We start from the raw sequence: 25,196 nt of genomic DNA on the forward strand, positions 1-25,196 counted from the left end.
TCAGTACTGCACTTTCTTCTCAACATAGCGGAACTGGATCACCGTGAGTGCGACCACGATCACCATCAGCACGACGGATTGGGCAGCCGAGCCGCTCATGTCCATGGCCTTGAAGCCGTCGTGATAGACCTTGTAGACCAGGATGGAGGTGTCCTGTCCCGGACCGCCCTGGGTCGTGGCGTCCACGATGCCGAAGGTGTCGAAGAATGCGTAGACCACGTTCATCACCAGCAGGAAGAACGTGGTGGGCGACAGCAGCGGGAACTGGATGTCCCAGAAGCGGCGCATGGGGCCCGCGCCGTCGATGGCGGCGGCCTCGATCAGCGACTTGGGGATGGACTGCAGGCCCGCAAGGAAGAACAGGAAGTTGTAGGAAATCTGCTTCCAGATCGCGGCGATGACGATCAGCGTCATGGCGTTGCCGGAGTTCAGCAGGTGGTTCCAGTCATAGCCGATCATGCGCAGCGCATAGGCCACGACGCCGATGGACGGCGAGAACATGAACACCCACAGCACACCCGCCACGGCGGGCGCAACGGCATAGGGCAGCAGCAAGGCGGTCTTGTAGGCAAGCGCGCCCTTGATCACGCGGTCCGCAAAGATGGCCAGCATCAGCGACAGCGCAATGCCGAACACCGCCACCAGCACGGAAAAGATGGCCGTGGTCTTGAACGAGGCCAGGTAGGCGGGGTCATCCAGCAGGTGCTGGAAGTTGGCAAACCCCACCCATTCGGTGGAGAAGCCAAACGTATCCTGCGCCTGGAACGACTGCACGATGGCCTGGCCTGCGGGCCAGAAAAAGAAGACCAGCACGATGACCATCTGTGGTGCTATCAGCAACCACGGCAGCCAGGCGGATCGAAAAAGAACGCGTTTTTCCATGACGGAACTCGGTAGAACAAAACAGCCCGCAAACCGGATGGCCGTGGGGCCGCCGGTTGCGGGCCTGTGATGCACGGTGCGGGCTGCCTGCGCAGCGGCCACACCGCAGATCACATGGGAGGATTACTTGTTGGCCCGGGCGAAGCGGCCCAGTTGCTCGTTGCCACGGGTGACAGCGGTGTCCAGGGCTTGCTGGGGAGTCTTCTTGCCAGTCCAGATCTGTTCGGTTTCCTCATCGATGATGGTGCGGATCTGAACGAAGTTGCCCAGGCGGATGCCGCGCGACTTGTCGGTGGTCTTGCGGATCATCTGCGTCACGGCGGTGTCGGTGCCGGGATGCTTTTCGTAGAAGCCCGATGCCTCGGTCAGCTTGTACGCAGCGGTGGTCACGGGCAGGTAGCCGGTGCGCTGGTGGCTGGCGGACTGGATCTTGGTGTTGTTCAGGAAGTTGAAGAAGTCAGCCACGCCCTTGTAGCGTTCGGCGCTCTTGCCGGCCATCACCCACAGGGAGGCACCGCCGATGGCCGTGTTCTGGGGCGCGCCCTTCACATCGGCGTAGTAGGGCAGTTGCGACTGGCCGAAGGCGAACTTGCCTTCCTTGACCACGCGGGCATACAGGCCGGAGGAGCCGGTGATCATCGCGCACTCGCCGGAAGCGAAGGCGGCGTCAGGCACGTTGCCGCGGCCCTTGTAGACGAAGCTGCCATCCTTGGCGGCCTTGGCCAGGTTCTCGAAGTGCTTGACGTGCAGCGGCGAGTTGAACACCAGCTTGGCATCAGTGCCGTCAAAGCCGTTGTTCTTGGTCGCGTACAGGGTGTTGTGCCACAGCGAGAAGCTCTCCAGCTGGGTCCAGCTCATCCAGCTCGTGGTCAGTGCGCAGCGGTGGCCCGAGGCCTTGAGCTTTTCGGCGGCGGCGAACACTTCGGGCCAGGTCTTGGGCGGCTTGTTCTCGTCCAGGCCTGCCTTCTTGAAGGCGTCCTTGTTGTAGTAGAAGATGGTGGTCGAGCTGTTGAGCGGGTAGCTCATCATCTGGCCGTTGGGGGCGGTGTAGTAGCCGGCCACGGCGGAGATGTACTCGCCCTGGTCGAACTTGAAGCCGCCGTCGTTCATGATCTTGGTGACGGGCACCACGGCGCCCTTGGAGGCCATCATGGTGGCCGTGCCCACTTCGAAGACCTGCAGGATGTCAGGCGCGTTGCCGGCGCGGAACGCGGCGATGGCGGCCGTCATCGACTCGTCATACTGGCCCTTGTACGTCGGCACGATCTTGTACTGGGTCTGGCTGGCGTTGTACTCCTTGGCCAGGTCGTTCACCCAGTCGCCCAGGGCTGCGCTCATCGAGTGCCACCACTGGATTTCGGTTTGGGCTTGTGCCGAGATGGTGGTGGCCGCGATCGCGGCTGCCATGGCCAGTTGCTTCAGTTGCATGAGGACTCCTCTAGTTCGGTGACGGTTTCAGACCGCTGCCACGGTAAGGCAGGGGCATGACATGTCTGTGTCATTGTTTTCGGATGCTTCGTACCGCACTACAGGCCAAACCCGGTGAGCCGCTGGTCCCGTATGTCAGTCGTGTGACAAAAAATGACACGCGAAGCGGCGCTATTTTAGGTCAATACCATTTCGTTTCAAAAGCCGGGTTGTTCGTATTGGCTCGTTTGTGCTCTTTCTGTATAAGGCACATCCACCGGGCTCCGCAAGATCACGCCCCGTTGGCGAGGGCTGGCTTCGCGGGCCGAGACGGCGCGCCGTCCAGAGCCCCGTGGGAAGCGCATCCTCGGGGCGCTCGCTTAAAATTGCGCTCCCACTTGGCTTAGCGGCGCCCCGAGAGCGCCAGACACGGTCTACCCCATGAATGTACCGATTGCGTTGGCAGCCCTGCAGGCACAGGCTGCCGAACCTGCACGTCTGCGAGAGATTCCCTACAACTACACCTCGTTTTCCGATCGCGAGATCGTGATCCGCCTGCTGGGCACGTCCATGTGGGATGTGCTCAACCAGCTGCGCCAGGAGCGGCGCACGGGCCGCTCTGCCCGCATGCTCTACGAGGTGCTGGGGGACATCTGGGTCGTTCAGCGCAATCCCTACCTGCAGGACGACCTGCTGCACAGTCCCGACCGCCGCAAGTCGCTGGTGGAGGCCCTGGAGCACCGCCTGGGCGAGATCGACAAGCGCCGTGCTCCGCAGCAGGACCCCGTGCGCGATGCGCTGGTGGGCCAGCTGGTGGATGCGGCGCGGCGCGCCGTGCATGAGTTCAACGCCACCTTCGTCGAGGCCGAGCAACTGCGCCGCCGGGTGCAAAAGAGCCTGGGCCGCCACACGGCCAAGGACAACATCAAGTTCGACGGCCTGTCGCGCGTGGCCCATGTGACGGACGCCACCGATTGGCGCGTCGAATACCCCTTCGTGGTGCTCACGCCTGATACCGAAGCCGAGATGGCCGCCCTGGTGCGTGCCTGTATCGAGCTGCGCCTGACCATCATTCCGCGCGGCGGCGGCACGGGCTACACGGGCGGCGCGATCCCGCTGACCTGGCGCAGCGTGGTGATCAACACCGAAAAGCTCGAAGCCATGACCGAGGTGGAGATGCGCCGCATTCCCGGCGTGGACCACGAGGTGCCCACCATCTTCACCGAAGCCGGCGTGGTCACGCAGCGCGTGGCTGATGCGGCCGAGCGCGCGGGCTTCGTCTTCGCCGTGGACCCCACATCGGCCGAGGCCTCTTGCATCGGCGGCAATGTCGCCATGAATGCGGGCGGCAAGAAGGCCGTGCTCTGGGGTACGGCGCTGGACAACCTGGTGTCCTGGCGCATGGTCACGCCCGATGCACAGTGGCTGGAAGTCACGCGCGTGGGCCACAACCTCGGCAAGATCCATGACGCCGAGATGGCCAGCTTCGAGCTGCAGTACTTCGAGGCCGACGGCAAGACCCCCATCCGCAGCGAGCGCCTGGACATTCCCGGCCAGAAATTCCGCAAGGAAGGCCTGGGCAAGGACGTGACCGACAAGTTCCTGTCGGGCCTGCCGGGCATCCAGAAGGAAGGCTGCGACGGCCTGATCACCAGCGCGCGCTGGGTGGTGCACCGCATGCCCGAGCACACGCGCACGGTCTGCATGGAGTTCTTCGGCAACGCCAAGGATGCCGTGCCCAGCATCGTCGAGATCAAGGACTTCATGTTCGCCGAGCAAAAGCGCTCGGGCGTGCTGCTGGCCGGCCTGGAACACCTGGACGACCGCTACCTGAAGGCCGTGGGCTACGCCACCAAGAGCAAGAAGGGCAACGGCCATCTGCCCAAGATGGTGCTGCTGGGCGACATTGCCGGCGACAACGCCGACGATGTGGCCCGCGTGGCCGCCGAGGTGGTGCGCATTGCCAACTCGCGCAACGGCGAAGGCTTCACGGCCGTCAGCGCCGAGGCGCGCAAGAAATTCTGGCTGGACCGCAAGCGCACGGCCGCTATCTCGCGCCACACCAACGCCTTCAAGATCAATGAAGACGTGGTGATCCCGCTGCCCCGCATGTGGGAGTACACGGACGGCATCGAGCGCATCAACATCGAACTGTCGCTGCGCAACAAGCTCAAGCTGTGCGATGCGCTGACGGACTTCTTCCAGCACGGCGACCTGCCGCTGGGCAAGCAGGACGATGCGGGCGACATCCCCTCGGCCGAGCTGCTGGAGGACCGCGTGCAGCAGGCCCTGGCTCTGGTGGCCGACGTGCGCACGCTGTGGCAGGGCTGGCTGGACGATGTCGAGAACCTTTTCCCGCAGCTGCAGGACCATACGCTGCGCGCCAGCTGGAAGACCCAGCTGAAGGCGCCCATGGCCCAGATCTTCGCGGGCGCGGCCTTCCAGCCGCTGCTGGCCGAAGTCAACGCCATCCACCAGCGCGTGCTCAAGGGCCGTGTCTGGGTGGCGCTGCACATGCACGCTGGCGACGGCAACGTGCACACCAACATTCCGGTCAACAGCGACGACTACGAGATGCTGCAGACCGCCCATGAGGCCGTGGCACGCATCATGGTGCTTGCGCGCCATCTGGACGGCGTGATCTCGGGCGAGCACGGCATCGGCATCACCAAGCTGGAGTTCCTCAGCGACGACGAGCTGGCGCCCTTTGCCGCCTACAAGCAGCGCGTGGACCCCGAAGGCCGCTTCAACAAGGGCAAGCTGATCCGCAACGAGAAGCTGCAGGCCGTGGTGGGCCAGAGCCATGACGGCCGCTCGCCGCGCGAATCGCTGATGTTCGCCGACCTGACCAACGCCTACACGCCCAGCTTCGGCCTGATGGGGCACGAGTCGCTGATCATGCAGCAGAGCGACATCGGCGCCATCGCCGACTCGGTCAAGGACTGCCTGCGCTGCGGCAAGTGCAAGCCCGTGTGCGCCACCCACGTGCCGCGCGCCAACCTGCTGTACAGCCCGCGCAACAAGATCCTGGCGACCTCGCTGCTGGTCGAGGCCTTCCTCTACGAGGAGCAGACGCGCCGCGGCGTTTCGCTGCGCCACTGGCAGGAGTTCGAGGACGTGTCGGACCACTGCACGGTCTGCCACAAGTGCTTCAACCCCTGCCCGGTCAAGATCGACTTCGGCGACGTGACCATGAACATGCGCAACCTGCTGCGCAAGATGGACAAGAAGAGCTTCAGGCCCGGCAACAAGCTGGCCATGGCCATGCTCAACGCCACCAATCCGGACACCATCAAGTTCATGCGCTCGGCCATGGTCGGCGTGGGCTTCAAGGCCCAGCGCCTGGCCTCCGACGTGCTGCACAGCCTGGCCAGGAAGCAGACCCAGCGTCCACCGGCCTCGGTGGGGCGTGCTCCCCTCAAGGAGCAGGTGATCCACTTCGTCAACAAGAAGCTGCCGGGCGGCCTGCCCAACAAGACGGCGCGCGCCCTGCTGGACATCGAGGACAAGGACTACGTGCCCATCATCCGCAGCCCGCAGACCACGAGCGCGGACACCGAGGCGGTGTTCTACTTCCCCGGCTGCGGCTCCGAGCGCCTGTTCAGCCAGGTGGGCCTGGCCACCCAGGCCATGCTCTGGCATGCCGGCGTGCAGACCGTGCTGCCACCCGGCTACCTGTGCTGCGGCTATCCCCAGCGCGGCAGCGGCCAGTTCGACAAGGCCGAGAAGATGATCACGGACAACCGCGTGCTCTTCCACCGCGTCGCCACCACGCTCAACTACCTGGACATCAAGACCGTGGTGGTCAGCTGCGGCACCTGCTACGACCAGTTGCAGGGCTACGAGTTCGGCAAGATCTTCCCGGGCAGCCGCATCATCGACATCCACGAATACCTGCTGGAAAAGGGCGTGACGCTGCAGGGCAAGGAGGGCTACCTCTACCACGACCCCTGCCACTCGCCCATGAAGCTGCAGGACCCGATGAAGACCGTCAAGGCGCTGGTCGGCGACGGCGTGGTCAAGAGCGAGCGCTGCTGCGGCGAATCGGGCACGCTGGGCGTCACGCGCCCCGACATCTCCACGCAGATCCGTTTCCGCAAGGAAGAGGAACTCAAGAAGGGCGAGGCCGCGCTGCGCGCCAGCGGCGCCCTGGCCGAGAAGGACAACGTGAAGATCCTCACCAGCTGCCCCAGCTGCCTGCAGGGCCTGTCGCGCTACGGTGGCGATATGAACAACGGCCTGCTGGAAGCTGACTACATCGTGGTCGAGATGGCGCGCCAGATCCTGGGCGAGAACTGGATGGCCGAGTACGTGCAGCGCGCCAACGCCGGCGGCATCGAACGGGTTCTGGTGTGATGGCTACGGCTGCAACCTGCCCCCTGTGCGCCGAAGAAGGCGGCCTGCCCGTCTGGCGCGGCCGGTGCCTGCGCGTGATCCGCGCGCAGGAGGAGGGCTTTCCGGCCTTCTACCGCGTGGTCTGGAATGCGCATGCGGCCGAGTTCTCGGACCTGGACGCCGCCGACCGCCAGCACTGCATGGATGCCGTGGTCCTGGTCGAGCGCGTCTTGCGTGAGCGCCTTGCGCCGGCCAAGATCAACCTGGCGGCACTGGGCAACATGGTGCCGCACCTGCACTGGCATGTGATTGCGCGCTTTGACTGGGACAGCCATTTCCCGGGCGCGGTCTGGGCTCCGGCCCAGCGCCCGCGCAATGGCGAGCGCGAGGCCGAGGTGGCAGCGCACTTGCCAGCCATAGACACGGCGCTGGTCCAGGCACTCGATGCCTGGCAACAGCACCCCGCCACTGAATGAGGAGCACCGCATGGCCGGCCTGACCCCTGACACCCCAACCCCCGAAGCCCTGACCGTGCACGGCGCATCGCGCGTGCTGGAAGTCGCCTACTCCGACGGCGCAAGCTTTCGCATCCCCTTCGAGCTGCTGCGCGTGTACTCGCCCTCGGCCGAAGTCCAGGGCCATGGCCCGGGCCAGGAAGTGCTGCAGACGGGCAAGCGCGAGGTGTCCATCACGGCCATCGAGCCCGTGGGCAACTACGCCATCAAGCCCTTCTTCAGCGACGGGCATGAAAGCGGCCTGTACACCTGGGAATACCTCTACGAACTGGGCCGCCGCCAGGACGAGTTCTGGGCGCAGTACCTGGACCGGCTGCAGGAGTCCGGCATGGACCGCGACACGCCCATGCCCGGCAAGGCCAGCGGCGGCGGACACGGCTGCGGCAGCCACTGACGCCGCGCACGGGTGCGCGCTGTATGGCGCCGTTCCCCTCGCACCACATTCCGGACCTCTGTACGGCACAGGGTTATTGGGGGTGGTGCTATATTTAAAATAGCTTGAAAGTCTTTGTTTGAAGGCGTTTCAAGCTGTTTGTTCTTGATAACCCTTGCCCGGCAAAGCCCGTGGCCACACGGGGTTGTCGCTGTACGCATTACTACTGCTTGCTTAGCATCGTTGTTATGAGCACCACACATTTCGGATTCCAGTCGGTGGACGAGCGCGAGAAGGCCAGCCGCGTGCGCGGCGTGTTCGACTCGGTCGCTTCGCGCTACGACGTCATGAACGACCTGATGTCGGGTGGTCTGCACCGTGCCTGGAAGGCCTATACGGTGATGGTGGCCAACCTCAAGGAAGGCGATAAGGCCCTGGACATCGCGGGTGGCACGGGCGATCTGGCCCTGGCCTTCGCCAAGAAGGTCGGCTCCACCGGCCAGGTGGTGCACACCGATATCAACGAGGCCATGCTGCGCGTGGGCCGCGACCGCCTGATCGACAAGGGCGTGATCCTGCCCACCATGGTCTGCGATGCAGAAGCCCTGCCGTTTCCCGACAACCATTTCGATCTGGTCAGCGTGGCCTTCGGCCTGCGCAACATGACCCACAAGGATGCGGCGCTCAAGGAAATGAACCGTGTCCTGCGCCCCGGCGGCAAGCTGCTGGTGCTGGAGTTCTCCAAGGTGGCCAAGCCCCTGGAGAAGGCCTACGACTGGTACTCCTTCAAGATTCTTCCGGCCATGGGCAAGCTCGTGGCGGGCGATGACGCCAGCTACCGCTATCTGGCCGAGTCCATCCGCATGCACCCCGGCCAGGAGGATCTCAAGCGCCTGATGCAGGAATGCGGCTTCGGCCATGTGGACTATCACAACATGACGGGCGGCATTGCGGCCCTGCATGTGGGAATCAAGTGCTGAGCGCGTGAGGCGTTCGGTGAGGTGGCGGCAACACGATTATTCGAGGAGATGACATGAAAAAGCTATGGTCTATGGTCTTGGTCGCGATGCTGGTGGTGGTCCACGGCACGGCCGACGCCAAGCGCATGGGCGGTGGCGGATCGGTGGGCAAGCAGTCGAGCAATGTGACGCAGCGTGAAGCTACGCGCGCGCCGGCGCAGAACACGCCGCCGCAGAACGCCGCCACACAGAACGCTGCGGGCAAGCCTGCAACGCCGCCTGCAGCCGCGCCGGCCAAGAAGCCCTGGGGCGCCATGCTCGGCGGCCTGGCCGCCGGCCTGGGTCTGGCCTGGCTGGCCCACTCGCTGGGTCTGGGCGCCGCCTTCGGCCAGTTCCTGCTGATCGCCCTGCTGGCCCTGGTCATCATGGTCGTGGTGGGCATGGTCATGCGCTCGCGCCGTGCAGCGGCCGGCGCGCAGCAGGCATCGTCCAGCCCCTTCGCCTTCCAGAACGCGGCCCCTGCGGGCGCGGGCAACATGGGTGGCAACGTGGACAGCGCACCGCTGGCACGCCAGTACAACCCCGAGAAGGTCGGCAACGACGCCTCGGCCCGTCCCTGGGAGCAGAACCACCAGCCGGCCGCCCTGGCCTCGGGTTCCGGCGTGCAGATCGGCTCTGCCCTGGCAGGCTCGCAGAACTGGGGTGTGCCTGAAGGCTTCGACACCGAAGGCTTCCTGACGGCTGCCAAGCGCAACTTCGTCACCCTGCAATCGGCATGGGACCGCTCGGACATCGCTTCGCTGCGCGCCATGATGACCGACGAGATGCTGACCGAGATCCGTGGCCAGCTCAGCGAGCGCGAGGTGCAGCGCCCTGGCCAGCCCAACCAGACCGACGTGGTCATGATCGATGCCCAGTTGCTGGGCATCGAGGATCTGGGCAATGACTACATGGCCAGCGTGGAATTCTCCGGAATGATCCGCGAGGACGCCTCGGCAGGCCCCACGCCCTTCCGCGAGGTCTGGAACATGACCAAGCCCAAGAGCGGCAGCAGCGGCTGGCTGGTCGCTGGCGTCCAGGCACTGCAGTAAGTAATTTGCAGAGGACCGGCGCAAGCCAGGGATGCGACAGGGGGTCACGCCATGGGCTGGCCACTTGTCTCGACCGGATTTGCGTCGGCCGCATCCTCTCACTTCGGGAATAATCGGGGACTATGGCAACACAGTCCCCTTTTTCTTTTCTGAACGGTCTCATGGAACGCGTGATGGCCGGTCCGCAACCGCCGCAATGGCTGGTCAGCGAGGTGCATCAGCGCCTCGTGCTGTTCCTCAACCATGTGCTGATGCAGGAGAAAGAGGCGATGGAGCGCCTCGTGCGGCAAATGGGCCGCGTGGCGCGCGTGCAGTGGCGCGGCTACTCCATGGCCCTGCAGATCACGCCCGCCGGCCTGTTCAACGTGGCGCCCGAAGGCGCGCAGCCCGACCTGCTGCTTGAAGTCACCGAGACCTCCCCGCTGGCCCTGGCCCAGGTGGCCCTGCGCGGCGACAAGCCCTCCATCCGGATCGAGGGCGACGTGCAACTGGCCGCCGACATCAACTGGCTGGTGGACCACGTCGAATGGGACGTGGAGGAAGACCTGGCCCGCATCATCGGCGATGCCCCCGCGCACACCGTGGCCAAGGTCGCGCGCAGCGCCGCCCAGGCGCTGCGCCAGTTCGTGGGCGCCCGCATGGCCGGCAAGCCCGATGCCGATGCCCCCGCCCCCGAGGCCGCACGTGCGGCAGCGCCCGCCAGCGCGCCCGTTGGTTCCCCCGTGGTATCCCTGCCCGGTTTCGAGAACGACAAGCCATGAGCCGGTTTCTTCGCGGGCTGACCATCCTCTGGGTGGTGTTCCGCTACGGACTCGACGAACTGGTGCTGTCGAGCTTCGAGCATCCCTGGATGCGCCGCGCACGCGCGGTGCTCACGCTGGGCCGGCGGCTGGACAAGCCGCGCGGCCAGCGCCTGCGCGAGGCCCTGGAGGAGCTGGGGCCCATCTTCGTGAAGTTCGGCCAGGTGCTGTCCACGCGCAGCGACCTGATGCCGCCCGACGTGGCCGAGGAGCTGGCCCGGTTGCAGGACCGCGTGCCGCCCTTCGATTCGCAGATTGCGGTGGACACCATCGAGCGCGCCTTCCGCAAGAAGCTGGACCAGATCTTCGTGAGCTTCGAGCGCGAGCCGGTGGCCAGCGCCTCCATCGCCCAGGTGCACTTTGCCGTGATCAGCGACCGCAACGGCGTGCAGCGCGACGTGGCCGTCAAGGTGCTGCGTCCGGGCATGAAGACCGTGATCGACAAGGACCTGGCGCTGATGCACATGATGGCGCGCTGGGTCGAGCGCCTGTCGGCCGACGGCAAGCGCCTCAAGCCCCGCCAGGTCGTTGCCGAATTCGACAACTACCTGCACGATGAGCTGGACCTGATCCGCGAAGCCTCCAACGCCGCGCAGCTGCGCCGCAACATGGAAGGGCTGGACCTGGTGCTGATCCCCGAGGTGTACTGGGATTTCTGTCGCAACGACGTGATGGTCATGCAGCGCATGACCGGCGTGCCCATCAGCCAGGTCGAGCGCCTGCGCGAAGCCGGCGTGGACATCCCCAAGCTGGCACGCGATGGCGTGACCATCTTCTTCACCCAGGTCTTTCGCGATGGCTTCTTTCACGCCGACATGCACCCGGGCAACATCATGGTCAGCCTGGAGCCCGAAACCTTCGGGCGCTACATCTCGCTGGACTTCGGCATCGTCGGCACGCTGACCGAGTACGACAAGGAATATCTGGCGCAGAACTTCACGGCGTTCTTCCGCCGTGACTACAAGCGCGTGGCCGAGCTGCACATCGAAAGCGGCTGGGTCCCGCCGAGCACGCGCGTGGACGAGCTGGAGGCCGCCATCCGCGCCGTCTGCGAGCCGTACTTCGACCGTCCGCTGGCCGAGATTTCGCTGGGCATGGTGCTGATGCGCCTGTTCCAGACCTCGCGCCGCTTTCAAGTCGAGATCCAGCCGCAACTGGTGCTGCTGCAAAAGACGCTGCTCAACATCGAAGGCCTGGGGCGCCAGCTGGACCCCAACCTGGACCTGTGGAGCACGGCCAAGCCCTTCCTCGAAAAATGGATGCTGGACCAGATGGGCCCGCAACGGCTGTGGCGCGAACTGCTGGCCGAGGCGCCGCGCTATGCCAAGCTCATTCCCGAGCTGCCGCGCCTGATCCATCGCCGGCTCACGCGCAACTCCGGCGAGCACGACGAACTGCTCAAGGAGCTGCTGCAGCAGCAAAAGCTCACCAACCGCCTGTTGCAGGCCATCGTCAGCGCCGGCATCGGCTTTGTCATCGCGCTGATCCTGCTGCAATTGGTGGTGCGGCTGCGCTGGTACTGAGAACACTGACGGGTTTCCGGACCTCTCCCTTTTCCCACTTTGAAACAGGAGTGCCAGCGTGCTGCTCTCTATGGTGATCGCCTACCTGTTCGTGACCATCGCCATCGGCCTGTGGGCGGCCAGGCGGGTCAAGAACACGGCCGACTTCGCAATTGCCGGGCGCCATCTGCCCATGTACATGATCATCACCACCACGTTTGCCACGTGGTTCGGCTCGGAGATCGTGCTCGGCGTGCCCGCCAAGTTCATCGAGGGCGGCCTGCGCGGCGTGGTCGAAGACCCGTTCGGCGCGGGCATGTGCCTGATCCTGGTGGGCCTGTTCTTCGCGGGCAAGCTGTACCGCATGACGCTGCTGACCATCAGCGACTACTACCGCCACCGCTATGGCCGGTCCATCGAGATCGTCTGCTCGCTGATCATCATGCTCAGCTACCTGGGCTGGGTCTCGGCCCAGGTCACGGCTCTGGGCCTGGTGTTCAACCTGCTGTCGGGCGGCACGGTCAGCATTCCCGTGGGCATGGCCATCGGCGTGGTGTCCATCCTGGCCTATACGCTGTTCGGCGGCATGTGGTCGGTGGCGGTGACGGACTTCCTGCAGATGATCATCCTGGTCGTCGGCCTGGTGGTGCTGGCCTGGTTTGCCAGCGACATGGCTGGCGGTGCCGGCAAGGTCATCGACCTGGCCGTGAGCCGCGATCTGTTCCAGTTCTGGCCCGAGCCCAGCTGGCATGAAATCCTCTTCTTCTTTGGCGCGGCCATCACCATGATGCTGGGCTCCATTCCCCAGCAGGACGTGTTCCAGCGCGTGATGTCGGCCCACAGCGAGAAGGCCGCCACGCGCGGCACCGTCATCGGTGGCTCGGCCTATATCTGCTTCGCCTTCGTACCCATGTTCCTCGTGGCCAGCGCGCTGATCATCATGCCGCAGGAGGCAGCGGAACTGCTCAAGCAGGACCCGCAGAAGGTGTTGCCCACCCTGGTCATGGACAAGATGCCCTTCGTCATGCAGGTGCTGTTCTTCGGCGCGCTGCTGTCGGCCATCAAGTCCTGTGCCTCGGCCACGTTGCTGGCGCCCAGCGTGACCTTCACCGAGAACATCTGGCGCCAGTTCCGCACCCAGGCCAGCGACCGGGAAATGCTGCTGGCCATGCGCATCAGCGTGCTCGTCTTCAGCATCTGCGTGCTGGCCTACTCGATCAAGATGGAAGGAACGCCCATCTATGAGCTGGTCTCCAGCGCCTACCAGGTGCCGTTGGTTGGTGCCTTCGTGCCGCTGGTCTTCGGGCTGTACTGGAAGCGCGCCACCACGCAGGGCGCCATTTGCGCCGTGGCACTGGGCATTGGCGTGTGGGTGGTCTTCATGGCCACGCCGGCTTTGCACGAGGCATTTCCGCAGCAATTGGCGGGACTGCTGGCTGCAGTGACGGGGATGGTGGCCGGATCACTGGCGCCGCAGTGGCTGGCCAATCGCAGCGCAGACATTCTTGAATTCAGCCCCGAAAGGTAAGCGCAGCTGCCTCGTTATTTGCGAAAACAATTGATGACAATCATCAATAGTTATTAACTATATAGTCGGCGACTGGGATTGTGGAGGTCCCGGAATGCTGACTTGGGTGGTGTGAAGCACAGGTCGTGACAGTACGGCGGACCTCCGAATAGCAAACGCTTGGGAGGAAGCACCGTCATGAAAACACTCAAACTGATTGCGAGGGCTCGCCGGCTGAAGCTGCGGCCTGTCGCTGGCGTCCGGTTCCGATGGAGTTGGCTTGGAGGCGCCTTGCTTGTGCCAGCCCTGTGCGGCCAGGTGGCAATGGCTGCGCCGAGGATCCCGGTCGCGCCGGTCATTGTCTGGAGCGAGGACTTCGAAAACCCGCAGACACCCCCCATCACCACGGAGGGGCGGGATCTGCTGGTCTACCAGGGCGCGGACCCTGCGGGGCAGATGTATACCGCCGACCCCCTGTACCGGATGAGCGCCAACCAGTGCAATGGCATAGTCACGTCCTTCAACCAGGATCCAACTTCGGCGACGATGAGTGCGGCCTGCGGTTCCCAAGGCAATTGGAACGCCCTGCAGCAGATGGCGGAGGTCGCAGGGCGCTATCAGGGCCAGAGTGCGGCGGATGCGGTCAAAAATCACGTCATGGCGATGCTTACAGCGAATGGGACCTTTCCTGCTGGCGCAATTGCCTTTCGCACCAAGGCCAATATTCCGCAAAGTTCCGGCAGCAGATTCCTCACGGCCCGTGCCGATGTGGTGGCGAACTTCTGCTCGTCAGGATTCGTCGCTCCGTTGCTGCGTTTTTCTCTTGTCAATGACGCTAATGCGGAACTGCCCATCTCCATGAACGCTGTCGATCCATGCGTGGATGGTGTGTCGTTCAATACGATGCCTATCGGTATTGGGATCATACAAACGGCCAGGGCCCAGACAGTGACCTCTCCCGGAGCCCTGCTCTTCAGCGGAGCCTCTGTCGGGTTTGTTCTGCACAACGACCAGACCAGCTCCATGGGCAACGATTCGTCGATCGACAACGCGCAGATCATCGATGTCACGCCGCAGCTGGACAAGGCCTTCTCGCCTGCCAGCATCCACCTCGGCCAGGTCTCCCGGCTGACCATGACCATCACCAATACGACCGATCTGCTGCGCAAGCGAGGCTGGTCGTTTACCGACAACCTGCCTGCAGGACTGGTCGTCGAGGGCAATGCCAGCACCACCTGCCCCGGCACGACCGTGCAGGCGGCAGCAGGCGGCAGCACCGTGACCGTGTCCAACGGAGACCTGGCCCAGGGCGCCGCCTTCTGCGAGGTGAGCCTCGACGTGCGTCCGACCGCGACAGGCAGCTTCACCAATGGCGCTTCCAACCTCAGTCTGATCGGCCTGAACCAGCCGGCGAGCCCGGCCGTGCTGGCGGTTGCGCCAGCGGCCGACATGCAGGCCACCTCCATCACGCTTCCCACGACCATGACGGTGGGCGTGCCGGTGTCCGGCAGTTTCAGCTGCACCAATGCCGGCCCCAGTGCGGCGACGGCGGCCTCGTGCGTGATCTCCGGCCTGCCAGCCGGGGCGACCACGTCCTGCACGCCCAGCGTCCCCACGGCCTCGCCATTGGCATCGGGCGGCAGCATCGCCTGCACAGTGCAGTTCACGCCCACCACAACGGGCACCATCGCGGCCTTGGTGACGGCGAGCAGCAGCACCGTGGATCCGGTGCCGGCCAACAACACCAAGGCCCACCCCTTCAACCCCGTGGAGCGGGCCGATATGCAGGCCACCAGCGTCACGCTGCCGGCCACCGCCAACGTGGGTGTTACCGTGAAGGGATCGTTCGTCTGCACGAATGCCGGCCCCAATGCGGCGGCCTTTGCCAATTGCTCCATCGCAGGGCTGCCGGCAGGTGCCAGCACCTCATGCACGCCTGCGGTGCCGACAGGCACACCGCTGGCCTCTGGCGCAAGCATTTCCTGCACGGTGAGCTTCACGCCCACCACGCAGGGCAGCCTGACGGCCACGGTGACGGCGGTCAGTGGAACCACGGACCCGGAGCCGGCCAACAATTCGCGTGACCAGGAGTTGGTGGTTGCTGCCGCATTGACGCCGGAGCCGGTCCCCGCCACCGGGGTGCCCGCCCTGGTGCTGATGGGCCTTGCCGTCATGCTGGCCGGTATGGGGATGCAGCGGCGCCGGGCACGGCGCTGAACATGGACGCGGCAGGCGCCCCGGCAGCGGGGCCGGCACCGCCCTGATGGAATGCCAGTCCGCGCGACTGGCATTTTGCATTTCGGGCCATCAGGTACCGACTGATGCATGCGGCTTGCGGCTCTCCGGCCTGGGCCTTTGGGGGCAAGGCAGCCGCAGTATCGGGCGGATGCCTATAATCGAAAGTTTTGCATCTTCTCTCGTATAAGCATTAGCGCCATGCCTATTTATGCATACAAGTGTGGCTCCTGCGGTCATGCCAAGGACGTGCTGCGGAAAATCTCGGATGCTCCGCTGACGACCTGCCCGGCCTGTGGTGCCGAGGCCTTTTCCAAGCAGCTGACGGCTGCCGGCTTCCAGCTCAAGGGCTCGGGCTGGTACGCGACAGACTTCAAGAACAGCGGCAGCAAGAGCGCCGCCACGCCGGCTCCAGCGGCAGACACCCAGGCCTCGGATACATCTGCCGCACCTGCGACAACTGCGCCTGCGCCTGCTGCGGCCCCCGCATCTGCTCCCGCACCCTCCACGGGCCATTAATCAAGGCTTGCATTTCTCATGTCCGCTCTGCGCAAATGGCTGTTCGCCGGCCTGCTGGTGATTGTTCCTCTGGTGATCACGCTGGGCGTGCTCAACTGGATCATCGGCACGCTGGACCAGACGCTGGCCATCCTGCCCGAGGCTTGGCATCCGGACCGGCTGCTGGGTTTCCACATTCCCGGCTTCGGCGTGGTGCTCACGCTGCTGATCCTGCTGGTGGTTGGCGCTGCGGCCAGCAACTTCATCGGCCGCAAGCTTGTCTCCTGGGGCGATGCGGTGGTCAGCCGCATTCCCGTGGTGCGCTCCATCTATTCCAGCGTCAAGCAGGTGTCCGACACCGTCTTCTCGGACAGTGGCAATGCGTTTCGCACCGCCGTGCTGGTGCAGTGGCCGCGCGAAGGCGTCTGGACCGTGGCCTTCGTCACCGGCTCGCCCAGCGGAGAGGTCGCCGCCTATCTGCGTGACGAATACCTGAGCGTCTTCGTGCCGACAACGCCGAACCCGACGGGCGGCTATTTCGTCATCGTTCGCAAGAGCGATTGCATCGAGCTGGAAATGAGCGTGGATGCCGCGCTCAAGTACATTGTTTCGATGGGCGTGGTGACTCCTCCGGATCTCACACTGCCCGCGGAATCCAAATAACAAACTGTCGCGCCCATCCCGGGCGCAGGAAGCTTTTCATCATGGCCATGCGCTCCCATTACTGCGGTCTAGTGACCGAAGCCCTGATGGGCGAAACCGTTACCCTGTGCGGCTGGGTGAACCGTCGCCGCGACCATGGCGGCGTGATCTTCATCGACCTGCGCGACCGCGAAGGCTATGTGCAGGTGGTCTGCGACCCTGACCGTGCCGAGATGTTCAAGACCGCCGAAGGCCTGCGCAACGAGTTCTGCGTGCAGGTCAAGGGCCTGGTGCGCGCACGTCCCGAAGGCACGACCAACGACAAGCTCAAGAGCGGCCAGATCGAAGTGCTGTGCCACGAGCTGAACGTGCTCAACGCCTCGGTCACGCCCCCGTTCCAGCTGGACGACGAGAACCTGTCCGAGACCGTGCGCCTGACCAACCGCGTGCTGGACCTGCGCCGCCCCTACATGCAGCGCAACATGATGCTGCGCTACCGCACGGCCATCCAGGTGCGCAACTTCCTGGACAAGGAAGGCTTCATCGACATCGAAACGCCCATGCTGGGCAAGAGCACGCCCGAAGGCGCGCGCGACTACCTGGTGCCCAGCCGTGTGCACGATGGCGAGTTCTTCGCCCTGCCGCAGTCGCCCCAGCTGTACAAGCAGATGCTGATGGTGGCCGGCTACGACCGCTACTACCAGATCACCAAGTGCTTCCGCGACGAAGACCTGCGCGCCGACCGCCAGCCCGAGTTCACGCAGATCGACTGCGAGACCTCGTTTCTGGACGAAGAGGAAATCCGCGCCATCTTCCAGCGCATGATCACCGAGGTCTTCAAGACCCAGCTGGACGTGGATCTGGGCGAGTTCCCGATGATGACGTACCAGGATGCGGCCTTCCGCTTCGGCTCGGACAAGCCTGACCTGCGCGTCAAGCTCGAGTTCACCGAACTGACCGAAGTCATGAAGGACGTGGACTTCAAGGTGTTCTCCACCCCCGCCACGACCAAGGGCGGCCGCGTGGTCGCGCTGCGCGTGCCCGGCGGCTCGCAGATCTCGCGCGGCGAGATCGACCAGTACACCGAATTCGTCAAGATCTACGGCGCCAAGGGCCTGGCCTGGATCAAGGTCAACGAAGTGGCCAAGGGCCGCGATGGCCTGCAGTCGCCCATCGTCAAGAACCTGCATGACGCGGCCATTGCCGAAATCCTCAAGCGCACGGGCGCACAGGACGGCGACCTCATCTTCTTCGGCGCAGACAAGGAAAAGATCGTCAACGACTCCATCGGCGCGCTGCGCCTGAAGGTGGGTCACAGCGAATTCGGCAAGGCCAACGGCCTGTTCGAGAACCGCTGGGCGCCGCTGTGGGTGGTGGACTTCCCCATGTTCGAGCACGACGAGGAAAACGACCGCTGGGCAGCCGTGCACCATCCCTTCACCTCGCCCAAGGACGGCCACGAGGAGCTCATGGTCACCGACCCGGCCAACTGCCTGGCCAAGGCCTACGACATGGTCCTGAACGGCTGGGAGCTGGGTGGCGGCTCGGTGCGTATCCACCGCGCCGACGTGCAGAGCAAGGTGTTTGACGCGCTCAAGATCTCTCCCGAAGACGCTCGCGCCAAGTTCGGCTACCTGCTGGACGCGCTGCAGTACGGCGCGCCCCCGCACGGTGGCCTGGCCTTCGGCCTGGACCGCCTGATCACGCTGATGACGGGTGCCGACTCCATCCGTGACGTGATCGCCTTCCCCAAGACCCAGCGCGCCCAGGACCTGCTGACGCAGGCACCTTCGCCCGTGGACGAAAAGCAGCTGCGCGAGCTGCACATCCGCCTGCGCAACCCGCTGGCGGCCACCCAGGGCTGAGGACCGGGCCTGGCGGCTTGATACGGACGGCAGAAGCTGGCACAGCTTCTGCCGTTTTTCTTTTTGCGGAGAGCTTTCATGCGTTTTCAAGGCATTGCATCGCTGGCGCTGGCTGTGCTGGCAGGGCTGGCAGGGCTGGGTCTGTCCGGCTGCGGGGAAAAGAAGACCGAGCTGGGGCAGGGCGGCTCGGAGATCACCGGCTCCGCCGGGCCCCTGGGCGCGAACAATGGCGCGCGCGAACTCGTGCGCTGCGACGCGCCCGTGGCCACGCTGGCCCTGGCCGAGAATCCCAACGGCTACGTCATGGGGTCGGGCTACCAGCTGCCCGCCTCGCCCGTGCCGCTGATCAAGCTGCTGGCCCAGCAAAGCGGGTGCTTTCGTGTGGTGGACCGGGGCGCGGGCCTGCGCGGCACGGTGCAGGAGCAGGACCTGAAGAACGCCGGCGTGCTGCGAGAGAACTCCACGGTGCGCAAAGGCCGTGGCTATGAGGCGCAATACACGCTGACGCCCAGCCTGACCTTCAGCGAGCAGGACGCGGGCCGGGGCCTGGCCGGCGTGGTTGCCATGATTCCGGTGCTGCGGGACATCGCGGGGCTGGCCGGCATGGTCGAGCAGGTCAAGTTCAAGGAGGCGCAGACCGCGCTGCTGCTGTCGGACAACGAAACCACCGAGCAGGTGGCCGCTGCCACGGGCGCCGCCCGCACCACCGATCTGGGCGTGGGCGGCATGGTGCTGGGCCGCCTGGGCGCGGCGGGCGCGGGCTGGAGCAATACCAACGAGGGCAAGGTCATCGCCGCCGCCTTTCTGGATGCCCACAACCAGCTCGTGCATCAGGTGCGCGCGCTGCAGGCCAAGGAGCTGCCGCCTCCCGTGGCGACCAAAGCGGTCCAGGGCAAGGGCTGATGCCTGCCATGCCAGGCTACAAGATCCCTGAATCGGTGCTGGTCGTCATCTACCGCGATGACGGGCAGGTGCTGCTGATGCGCCGCACGGCACCGGCGCCTGAGGGCGGGGAGTTCTGGCAGTCGGTGACGGGCAGCAAGGACCATGAAGGCGAGTCCTGGCGCGAGACCGCAGTGCGCGAGGTGCGGGAAGAAACCGGCATCAACCCCGAGGCGCCCGGCTGCCTGCTGCAGGACTGGGCGCTGGAGAACATCTACACCATCTACCCGGCCTGGCAGCACCGCTATGCGCCCGGTGTATGGCACAACCGCGAGAGGGTTTTCGGCCTGCGGATTCCGTCCTACACCCCTGTGTTCTTGAATCCGAGGGAACATACCGCATCTGCTTGGCATCATTGGCATGACGCTGCCGAGCGCTGCTACTCCCCGTCCAATGCGGAAGCCATCCTGATGCTGCCGCGATTCGCTTCACTGGAGCTGGACTGATCCCGATCCCTGTGTTCCTGACCGCCTATGACTGACAACGTGAAATCCTCCCACGAGGTGGACCCCGGCCCGTCCATACTGCGCGTCGCGACCTACAACATCCACAAGGGCGTGCAAGGCATGGGTCCCGTGCGCCGCCTGGAGATCCACAACCTGGGACACGCTGTGGAGCAGCTCGATGCCGACATCGTCTGCCTGCAGGAAGTGCGCAAGATGAACCACAAGGAGGCCGCCTACTTCGAGCGCTGGCCCCAGGTCTCGCAGGCGGAGTATCTGGCTCCCCTGGGCTACGAGGCTGTCTACCGCACCAATGCCTACACGCGCCATGGCGAGCATGGCAACGCGCTGCTCACCCGCTGGCCCGTGGTGGGCCACCAGCACGAGGACATCTCCGACCACCGCTTCGAGCAGCGGGGCCTGCTGCATGTGGAGGTGGAAGTGCAGAACCGGCGCGTGCACACCATCGTGGTGCACCTGGGCCTGATCCCCGGCAGCCGCGTGCGCCAGGTCTCCCAGCTCAAGCGCTTCATCGAGCGCGAGGTGCCGCCCGGCGCGCCCGTGGTGGTGGCTGGCGACTTCAACGACTGGGGTGGCCAGATCAAGCGCATGCTCGGCGGTTTCGGCCTGTACGAGTACGACGAATTGCCCAGCGTGCCCACCTATCCCTCGCGCCTGCCGCTGGCCCAGCTGGACCATGTCTACGTGCGCGGCCTCACCCCGCTGGGCCTGCATGTGCCCAAGGGACGCATCTGGTGGCGCATGTCCGACCATCTGCCGCTGATTGCCGAATTCCGCCTCTAGCCCCGGGTTCTGTCACACAAGCCATTCTTTTGCTATTGAAATGATAGCTTTCAGCGTGGGCAGAACCTGCGTTTGGGTGGAAAATCCCTTGCGTGCCATGCCGCGGGTTTCGCTGTTACCATGCCAGCCATGTTCAGAGAACTCGTCGACATGAAACAAGACAGCCAGGCCGAGGGCACCCCCGTCTCGGTCAAGATCCGCGAACGGTTGAAGCAGGCGCAAAAGCGCTTTCATGCGAACGACAACATCTCCGAATTCATCGAGCCCGGTGAACTCGAGCTGCTGCTCGACGAAGTCCAGGACAAGATGCAGGGCGTGCTCGACAGCATGGTCATCGACACCACGCACGACCACAACACGCGCGCCACGGCGCGCCGCGTGGCCAAGATGTATGTCAACGAGGTGTTCCGCGGCCGCTACGTGGCGCAGCCCGCCATCACCGAGTTCCCCAACGCCGAGCACCTCAACGAGCTGATGATCGTCGGCCCGATCACGGTGCGCAGCGCCTGCAGCCACCATCTGTGCCCGGTGATCGGCAAGATCTGGATCGGCGTGCTGCCCAACAAGAACACCAATGTCATCGGCCTGTCCAAGTACGCGCGGCTGGTGGACTGGATCATGGGCCGCCCCCAGATCCAGGAAGAGGCCATCATCCAGCTGGCCGACCTGATCCTCGACAAGACCCGCCCCGACGGCCTGGCCGTGGTCATGGAGGCTTCGCACTTCTGCATGTCCTGGCGCGGCGTGCGCGAGATGGACAGCAAGATGCTGAACTCCGTCATGCGCGGCGCCTTCCTCACCAATCCTGAACTGCGCCGCGAGTTTCTCTCGCTGGTGTCCAGCCGCAGGTAACTCCCCGGGGTGGCGTCCCCGGACGCCTCAGACAAGACCCCAGGCTGCGCAGTGCGCGGCCTTTTTTCTTTCCCGCGCCAAGCCCAAGCCCCGCTTTCCCCGGACCTGACCATGTCGCTGCAAGCCTTTGCCCTGATCATCATTGCCGGCCTCATCCATGCCGGCTGGAACATCGTGGCCAAGAAGGCGGGCGGCGACTCGCGCTTCGCCTTCTTCACCTCGGTCATCATGATGGTGATCTGGGCACCGCTGGGCTGGTGGGTGGGGCGCGATGTGGTGCCCACATGGGGGCGCAACGAATGGCTGGTGGTGCTGGCCAGCGGCCTGCTGCACGTGGCCTACTACGTGACCTTGCTGCGTGGCTACCGCAGCGCGGACCTCACCGTGGTCTATCCGCTGGCGCGCGGCTCGGGGCCGCTGCTGTCGTCCATGGTGGCGGTGGTGTTCCTGGGGGAGCAGATCTCCTCGCTGGGCGTGCTGGGCATTGCCGGCGTGGTGGTTGGCGTGTTCCTGATCGCGGGCGGCCCAGGCCTGCTGCGCGCACGCCATGACCCCGAAGCGCGCGAGCGGCTGCGGCTGGGCCTGTGGTACGGCCTGCTGACGGGCGCCTTCATCGCCAGCTACACCGTGGTGGACGGCTACGGCGTGAAGATGCTGCTGATGTCGCCCATCCTCATCGACTACATGGGCAACTTCGTGCGCGTGTTCCTGCTCGCTCCCGTGGTGCTGCGCGACCTGCCCACTGCGCGCAGCCTGTGGCGCACGCAGTGGCGCTTCGCGGCCCTGGTGGCGCTGATCAGCCCCATCGCCTATGTGCTGGTGCTCTACGCCATGCAGGATGCACCCATGTCGCACGTGGCGCCTGCGCGCGAAGTCTCCATGCTGTTCGCGGCGCTGATCGGCGGGCACATGCTGCGCGAAGGCGACCGCCTGGCGCGCATTGCTGGCGCGGTGTGCATTGCCGTCGGCGTGACGGCGCTGGGCCTGGGCTGAGCGCCATGGCCGCAATGCGGGTGCTGGGCTGCGATTTCAGCAGCCGGCCTACGGCGCGCAAGCCCATCACCATGGCGCTGGGCCACCTGCTGGCTGGTGGCACGGTGGTCCTGCAGGATTTGCTGGAGTTCGCCTCGCTGGACGCATGGGCCGCCTGGCTGGCCCGGCCCGCCGATTCGGCGCAGTCGGCGCAGTCGGCGCAGTCGGCCTGGGTGGGCGGATTCGACCTGCCTTTTGGCCTGCCGCGCGAACTGGTGGAGCAACTGGGCTGGCCCACGGATTGGGCGGCCTGCATGGATCACTACGCCGGCCTCACGCGCCAGAGCCTGCGCGAGCAGTTCAAGGCCTTTTGCGCGGCGCGGCCCGCGGGCGGCAAGTTCGCGCACCGCGCCACGGACGGGCCTGCCGGTGCCAGCCCTTCCATGAAATGGGTGAACCCGCCCGTGGCCTACATGCTGCATGCCGGGCTGCCCTTGCTGCGCGCGGCCGGCGTGCATCTGCCGGGCCTGCAACGGCCAGGCGAAGGCGATGCGCGCCGCGTGGCGCTGGAAGCCTACCCGGGCATGCTGGCGCGTGCCGTGATCGGCCGCCGCAGCTACAAAAGCGACGAACCCGCGCGACAAACGTCCGAACGCCATCAGGCGCGTGTGCAATTGCTGGCGGCGCTGGAGCGCGGCGACAACCCGCTGGCGCTGCGCCTGCGTATCGACGCCGAAGAAGCCCGCAACCAGTTGCTGGCGGACGGCAGCGGAGACCGGCTGGACGCCGTGATCTGCATGCTGCAGGCCGCCTGGGCGGTGGCCCGCCATGCGCAGGGCGATGCGCTCTACGGGCTGCCGCATGACCTGGACCCGCTGGAAGGCTGGATCGTCACCGCGCAAGCCTGACCCAAGCCGCGCTGGAACATGCGATGAATCGAAAAGAGAGAAGCGATGCCGACCTTTGAAACCCTGCTGGCCTTTTTCGGCGTGGCCGTGCTGCTGGGCCTGAGCCCGGGGCCTGACAACCTGTTCGTGCTCATGCAATCGGCCCAGCGCGGCTGGCGCGTGGGGCTGTGCGTGGTGCTGGGCCTGTGCCTGGGGCTGGTGGTGCATACGGCGGCGGTTGCGTTGGGCCTGGCGGCGCTGGTGGCTGCATCGCCCCTGCTGTTCACCGCCATCAAGCTGTGCGGCGCGGCCTATCTGGCCTGGCTGGCCTGGGGCGCGCTGCGCGCCGTGGCCCGGCCGGGCGAGATGCCGCAGGCCGGCGCAGCCGACCCGCTGACCCCTGTACGGGCGCTGCGCTGGGTGGGGCGTGGCGTGGTGATGAACCTCACCAATCCCAAGGTGCTGATCTTCTTCCTGGCCTTTCTGCCGCAGTTCGCGGACCCCGGGCGCGGCAGCGTGGCCACCCAGGTGATGGTGCTGGGCTGCGTGTTCATGCTGGCGGCGCTGCTGGTGTTCGGCGCCATCGCCTGCTGTTCGGGCTGGTTCGGCGTGCTGCTTCAGCGCTCCGTGCGCGCCCAGAACTGGCTCAACCGCGTGGCCGGGCTGGTCTTTCTGGGCATGGCCGTGCGGCTGGCCCTGGTGCAGCGTTAGGAATACTCTGCTTTTCGCTGGGGGCCACGGCGCAAGGGCCGGGCCGTGGCACAGTCCACGCCATGCTTTCCCGATTGCGCAATCTTTCATGGCCTGCCGCCTTGCTGATGGCGGGATTGTCCGGATTGGCCCTGCTGATGGCGGCGGCCTGGCTGGTGGGCAGCCTGTTGAGCCAGCCGGACCACCAGCCTGTCGGCGCGCCGCCCGCGGACTGGCCGGTCCAGACGCTGCAGCTGCCCACCGACGAGGGCGGGCAGGTCCGGGGCTGGTTCGCCAAGGGGCAGCCGGGCCATGGTGCCGTGCTGCTGCTGCACGGCGTGTACGCAGACCGGCTGGCCATGCTGGCGCGTGCGCGCATGCTCCATCGGCAGGGGTACTCCGTCTGCCTGATCGACCTGCCCGCGCACGGCGAAAGCAGTGGCGAGCGCATCAGCTTCGGCATGGTCGAAGGCGCAGGCGTGCGTGCCGCCATGGCCTATGTGCGGCAACAGCTGCCGGGCGAGAAAGTGGCGGTGATCGGCACATCGCTGGGCGGTGCGGCCCTGCTTTTGTCCCATGTGGCGCCGGGGCCGGATGCGGTGGTGCTGGAGTCCGTGTTCCCCGACATACGGCAGGCCATAGACAACCGCGTGCGCGCGCACATCGGCTGGCTGGCGGACGTGGTCACGCCCTTGCTGGCGTGGCAGCTGCCGCTGCGCCTGCATCTGGAGCTGGCGCAACTGCGTCCCATCGACCATGTGAAGGCGCTTGGCGCTCCCGTGCTGATCGCGGCCGGGCTGCAGGACCGGCACACCACGCCCGCAGAAACGCGCGAGTTGTTCGATGCGGCGCGTGAACCCAAGGCGCTGTGGATGGTGGAGGGCGCCGCGCATGTGGACCTGTACGACTACGCGCCCAAGCCCTACGAGCAGCGGGTGCTGGGATTCCTGGATCGATATCTGGGCCATTGATGGAGACAATGGCTGGCAGGCCTT

At 65.4% G+C, this 25,196-nt stretch carries 22 protein-coding genes; 20 read left to right on the plus strand and 2 right to left on the minus strand.

Going from position 1 to position 25,196, the window contains the following annotated elements; translation table 11 throughout:
- Both ugpA and ugpB read right to left on the minus strand, forming a co-directional pair.
- Nucleotides 1-882: a sn-glycerol-3-phosphate ABC transporter permease UgpA gene (ugpA, locus tag DELCS14_RS05725; RefSeq protein ID WP_012207264.1), complete on the minus strand. Its 882-nt coding sequence runs from the start codon at nt 880-882 to the stop codon at nt 1-3.
- 123 nt (nt 883-1,005) lie between these two features.
- Nucleotides 1,006-2,310 (minus strand): sn-glycerol-3-phosphate ABC transporter substrate-binding protein UgpB, encoded by a 1,305-nt coding sequence (gene ugpB / locus DELCS14_RS05730; RefSeq protein WP_013800834.1) that lies wholly within the window; start codon nt 2,308-2,310, stop codon nt 1,006-1,008.
- Between the two features lie 420 nt (nt 2,311-2,730).
- Here ugpB and DELCS14_RS05735 point away from each other — a divergent pair, with 420 nt between their 5' ends.
- The 20 genes from DELCS14_RS05735 to DELCS14_RS05830 all read left to right on the plus strand — a co-directional run bounded on the left by DELCS14_RS05735 (nt 2,731) and on the right by DELCS14_RS05830 (nt 25,172).
- Nucleotides 2,731-6,645, plus strand: a complete 3,915-nt coding sequence (locus DELCS14_RS05735) for an FAD/FMN-binding oxidoreductase (RefSeq protein WP_013800835.1) — start codon at nt 2,731-2,733, stop codon at nt 6,643-6,645.
- The gene (locus DELCS14_RS05740; RefSeq protein ID WP_013800836.1) at nt 6,645-7,100 is read left to right on the plus strand and encodes an HIT family protein; all 456 of its coding nucleotides are present in this window, start codon (nt 6,645-6,647) and stop codon (nt 7,098-7,100) included. The genes DELCS14_RS05735 and DELCS14_RS05740 overlap by 1 nt, the downstream gene beginning before the upstream one ends.
- 10 nt (nt 7,101-7,110) lie before the next feature.
- A complete protein-coding gene (locus tag DELCS14_RS05745; RefSeq protein ID WP_013800837.1) occupies nt 7,111-7,533 on the plus strand; it encodes a DUF971 domain-containing protein in 423 nt (140 codons plus the stop codon).
- A 227-nt stretch (nt 7,534-7,760) separates the two neighbouring features.
- Nucleotides 7,761-8,492 (plus strand): bifunctional demethylmenaquinone methyltransferase/2-methoxy-6-polyprenyl-1,4-benzoquinol methylase UbiE, encoded by a 732-nt coding sequence (ubiE, locus tag DELCS14_RS05750; protein ID WP_013800838.1) that lies wholly within the window; start codon nt 7,761-7,763, stop codon nt 8,490-8,492.
- A 53-nt stretch (nt 8,493-8,545) separates the two neighbouring features.
- Entirely contained in the window at nt 8,546-9,562 is a 1,017-nt protein-coding gene (locus DELCS14_RS05755) for a Tim44-like domain-containing protein (RefSeq protein ID WP_012207258.1), read from the plus strand.
- A gap of 122 nt (nt 9,563-9,684) precedes the next feature.
- Nucleotides 9,685-10,323, plus strand: a complete 639-nt coding sequence (locus tag DELCS14_RS05760; RefSeq protein ID WP_043795724.1) for a hypothetical protein — start codon at nt 9,685-9,687, stop codon at nt 10,321-10,323.
- Nucleotides 10,320-11,885 (plus strand): ubiquinone biosynthesis regulatory protein kinase UbiB, encoded by a 1,566-nt coding sequence (gene ubiB, locus DELCS14_RS05765; protein ID WP_013800840.1) that lies wholly within the window; start codon nt 10,320-10,322, stop codon nt 11,883-11,885. Before DELCS14_RS05760 ends, ubiB begins: the two co-directional genes overlap by 4 nt.
- 58 nt (nt 11,886-11,943) lie before the next feature.
- A complete protein-coding gene (locus DELCS14_RS05770) occupies nt 11,944-13,392 on the plus strand; it encodes a sodium:solute symporter family protein (RefSeq protein ID WP_013800841.1) in 1,449 nt (482 codons plus the stop codon).
- 177 nt (nt 13,393-13,569) lie between these two features.
- Nucleotides 13,570-15,588, plus strand: a complete 2,019-nt coding sequence (locus DELCS14_RS05775; RefSeq protein WP_013800842.1) for a DUF11 domain-containing protein — start codon at nt 13,570-13,572, stop codon at nt 15,586-15,588.
- A 219-nt stretch (nt 15,589-15,807) separates the two neighbouring features.
- Nucleotides 15,808-16,125, plus strand: a complete 318-nt coding sequence (locus tag DELCS14_RS29715; protein ID WP_012207253.1) for an FmdB family zinc ribbon protein — start codon at nt 15,808-15,810, stop codon at nt 16,123-16,125.
- 18 nt (nt 16,126-16,143) lie between these two features.
- Nucleotides 16,144-16,767: a DUF502 domain-containing protein gene (locus tag DELCS14_RS05785; RefSeq protein ID WP_012207252.1), complete on the plus strand. Its 624-nt coding sequence runs from the start codon at nt 16,144-16,146 to the stop codon at nt 16,765-16,767.
- A 41-nt stretch (nt 16,768-16,808) separates the two neighbouring features.
- Nucleotides 16,809-18,611: an aspartate--tRNA ligase gene (gene aspS, locus DELCS14_RS05790; protein ID WP_013800843.1), complete on the plus strand. Its 1,803-nt coding sequence runs from the start codon at nt 16,809-16,811 to the stop codon at nt 18,609-18,611.
- 78 nt (nt 18,612-18,689) lie between these two features.
- Entirely contained in the window at nt 18,690-19,514 is an 825-nt protein-coding gene (locus DELCS14_RS05795; RefSeq protein WP_013800844.1) for a CsgG/HfaB family protein, read from the plus strand.
- Complete coding sequence (gene nudB, locus DELCS14_RS05800; protein ID WP_013800845.1) at nt 19,514-19,999, plus strand: dihydroneopterin triphosphate diphosphatase; 486 nt, start codon at nt 19,514-19,516, stop codon at nt 19,997-19,999. The genes DELCS14_RS05795 and nudB overlap by 1 nt, the downstream gene beginning before the upstream one ends.
- Nucleotides 20,000-20,026: 27 nt before the next feature.
- Nucleotides 20,027-20,800 (plus strand): endonuclease/exonuclease/phosphatase family protein, encoded by a 774-nt coding sequence (locus DELCS14_RS05805; protein ID WP_012207248.1) that lies wholly within the window; start codon nt 20,027-20,029, stop codon nt 20,798-20,800.
- 129 nt (nt 20,801-20,929) lie between these two features.
- Nucleotides 20,930-21,652, plus strand: a complete 723-nt coding sequence (folE, locus tag DELCS14_RS05810) for a GTP cyclohydrolase I (protein WP_013800846.1) — start codon at nt 20,930-20,932, stop codon at nt 21,650-21,652.
- A gap of 111 nt (nt 21,653-21,763) precedes the next feature.
- Nucleotides 21,764-22,645, plus strand: coding sequence for an EamA family transporter (locus tag DELCS14_RS05815; protein ID WP_013800847.1), 882 nt, complete (start codon nt 21,764-21,766; stop codon nt 22,643-22,645).
- A 14-nt stretch (nt 22,646-22,659) separates the two neighbouring features.
- Nucleotides 22,660-23,532: a DUF429 domain-containing protein gene (locus DELCS14_RS05820; RefSeq protein WP_043795726.1), complete on the plus strand. Its 873-nt coding sequence runs from the start codon at nt 22,660-22,662 to the stop codon at nt 23,530-23,532.
- 45 nt (nt 23,533-23,577) lie between these two features.
- Nucleotides 23,578-24,222, plus strand: coding sequence for a LysE family translocator (locus DELCS14_RS05825; protein ID WP_013800849.1), 645 nt, complete (start codon nt 23,578-23,580; stop codon nt 24,220-24,222).
- 62 nt (nt 24,223-24,284) lie between these two features.
- Nucleotides 24,285-25,172 (plus strand): alpha/beta fold hydrolase, encoded by an 888-nt coding sequence (locus tag DELCS14_RS05830; protein WP_049801341.1) that lies wholly within the window; start codon nt 24,285-24,287, stop codon nt 25,170-25,172.
- Nucleotides 25,173-25,196: the final 24 nt, after the last annotated feature.

The organism is Delftia sp. Cs1-4, assembly GCF_000214395.1.
Lineage (GTDB): Bacteria > Pseudomonadota > Gammaproteobacteria > Burkholderiales > Burkholderiaceae_C > Comamonas > Comamonas acidovorans.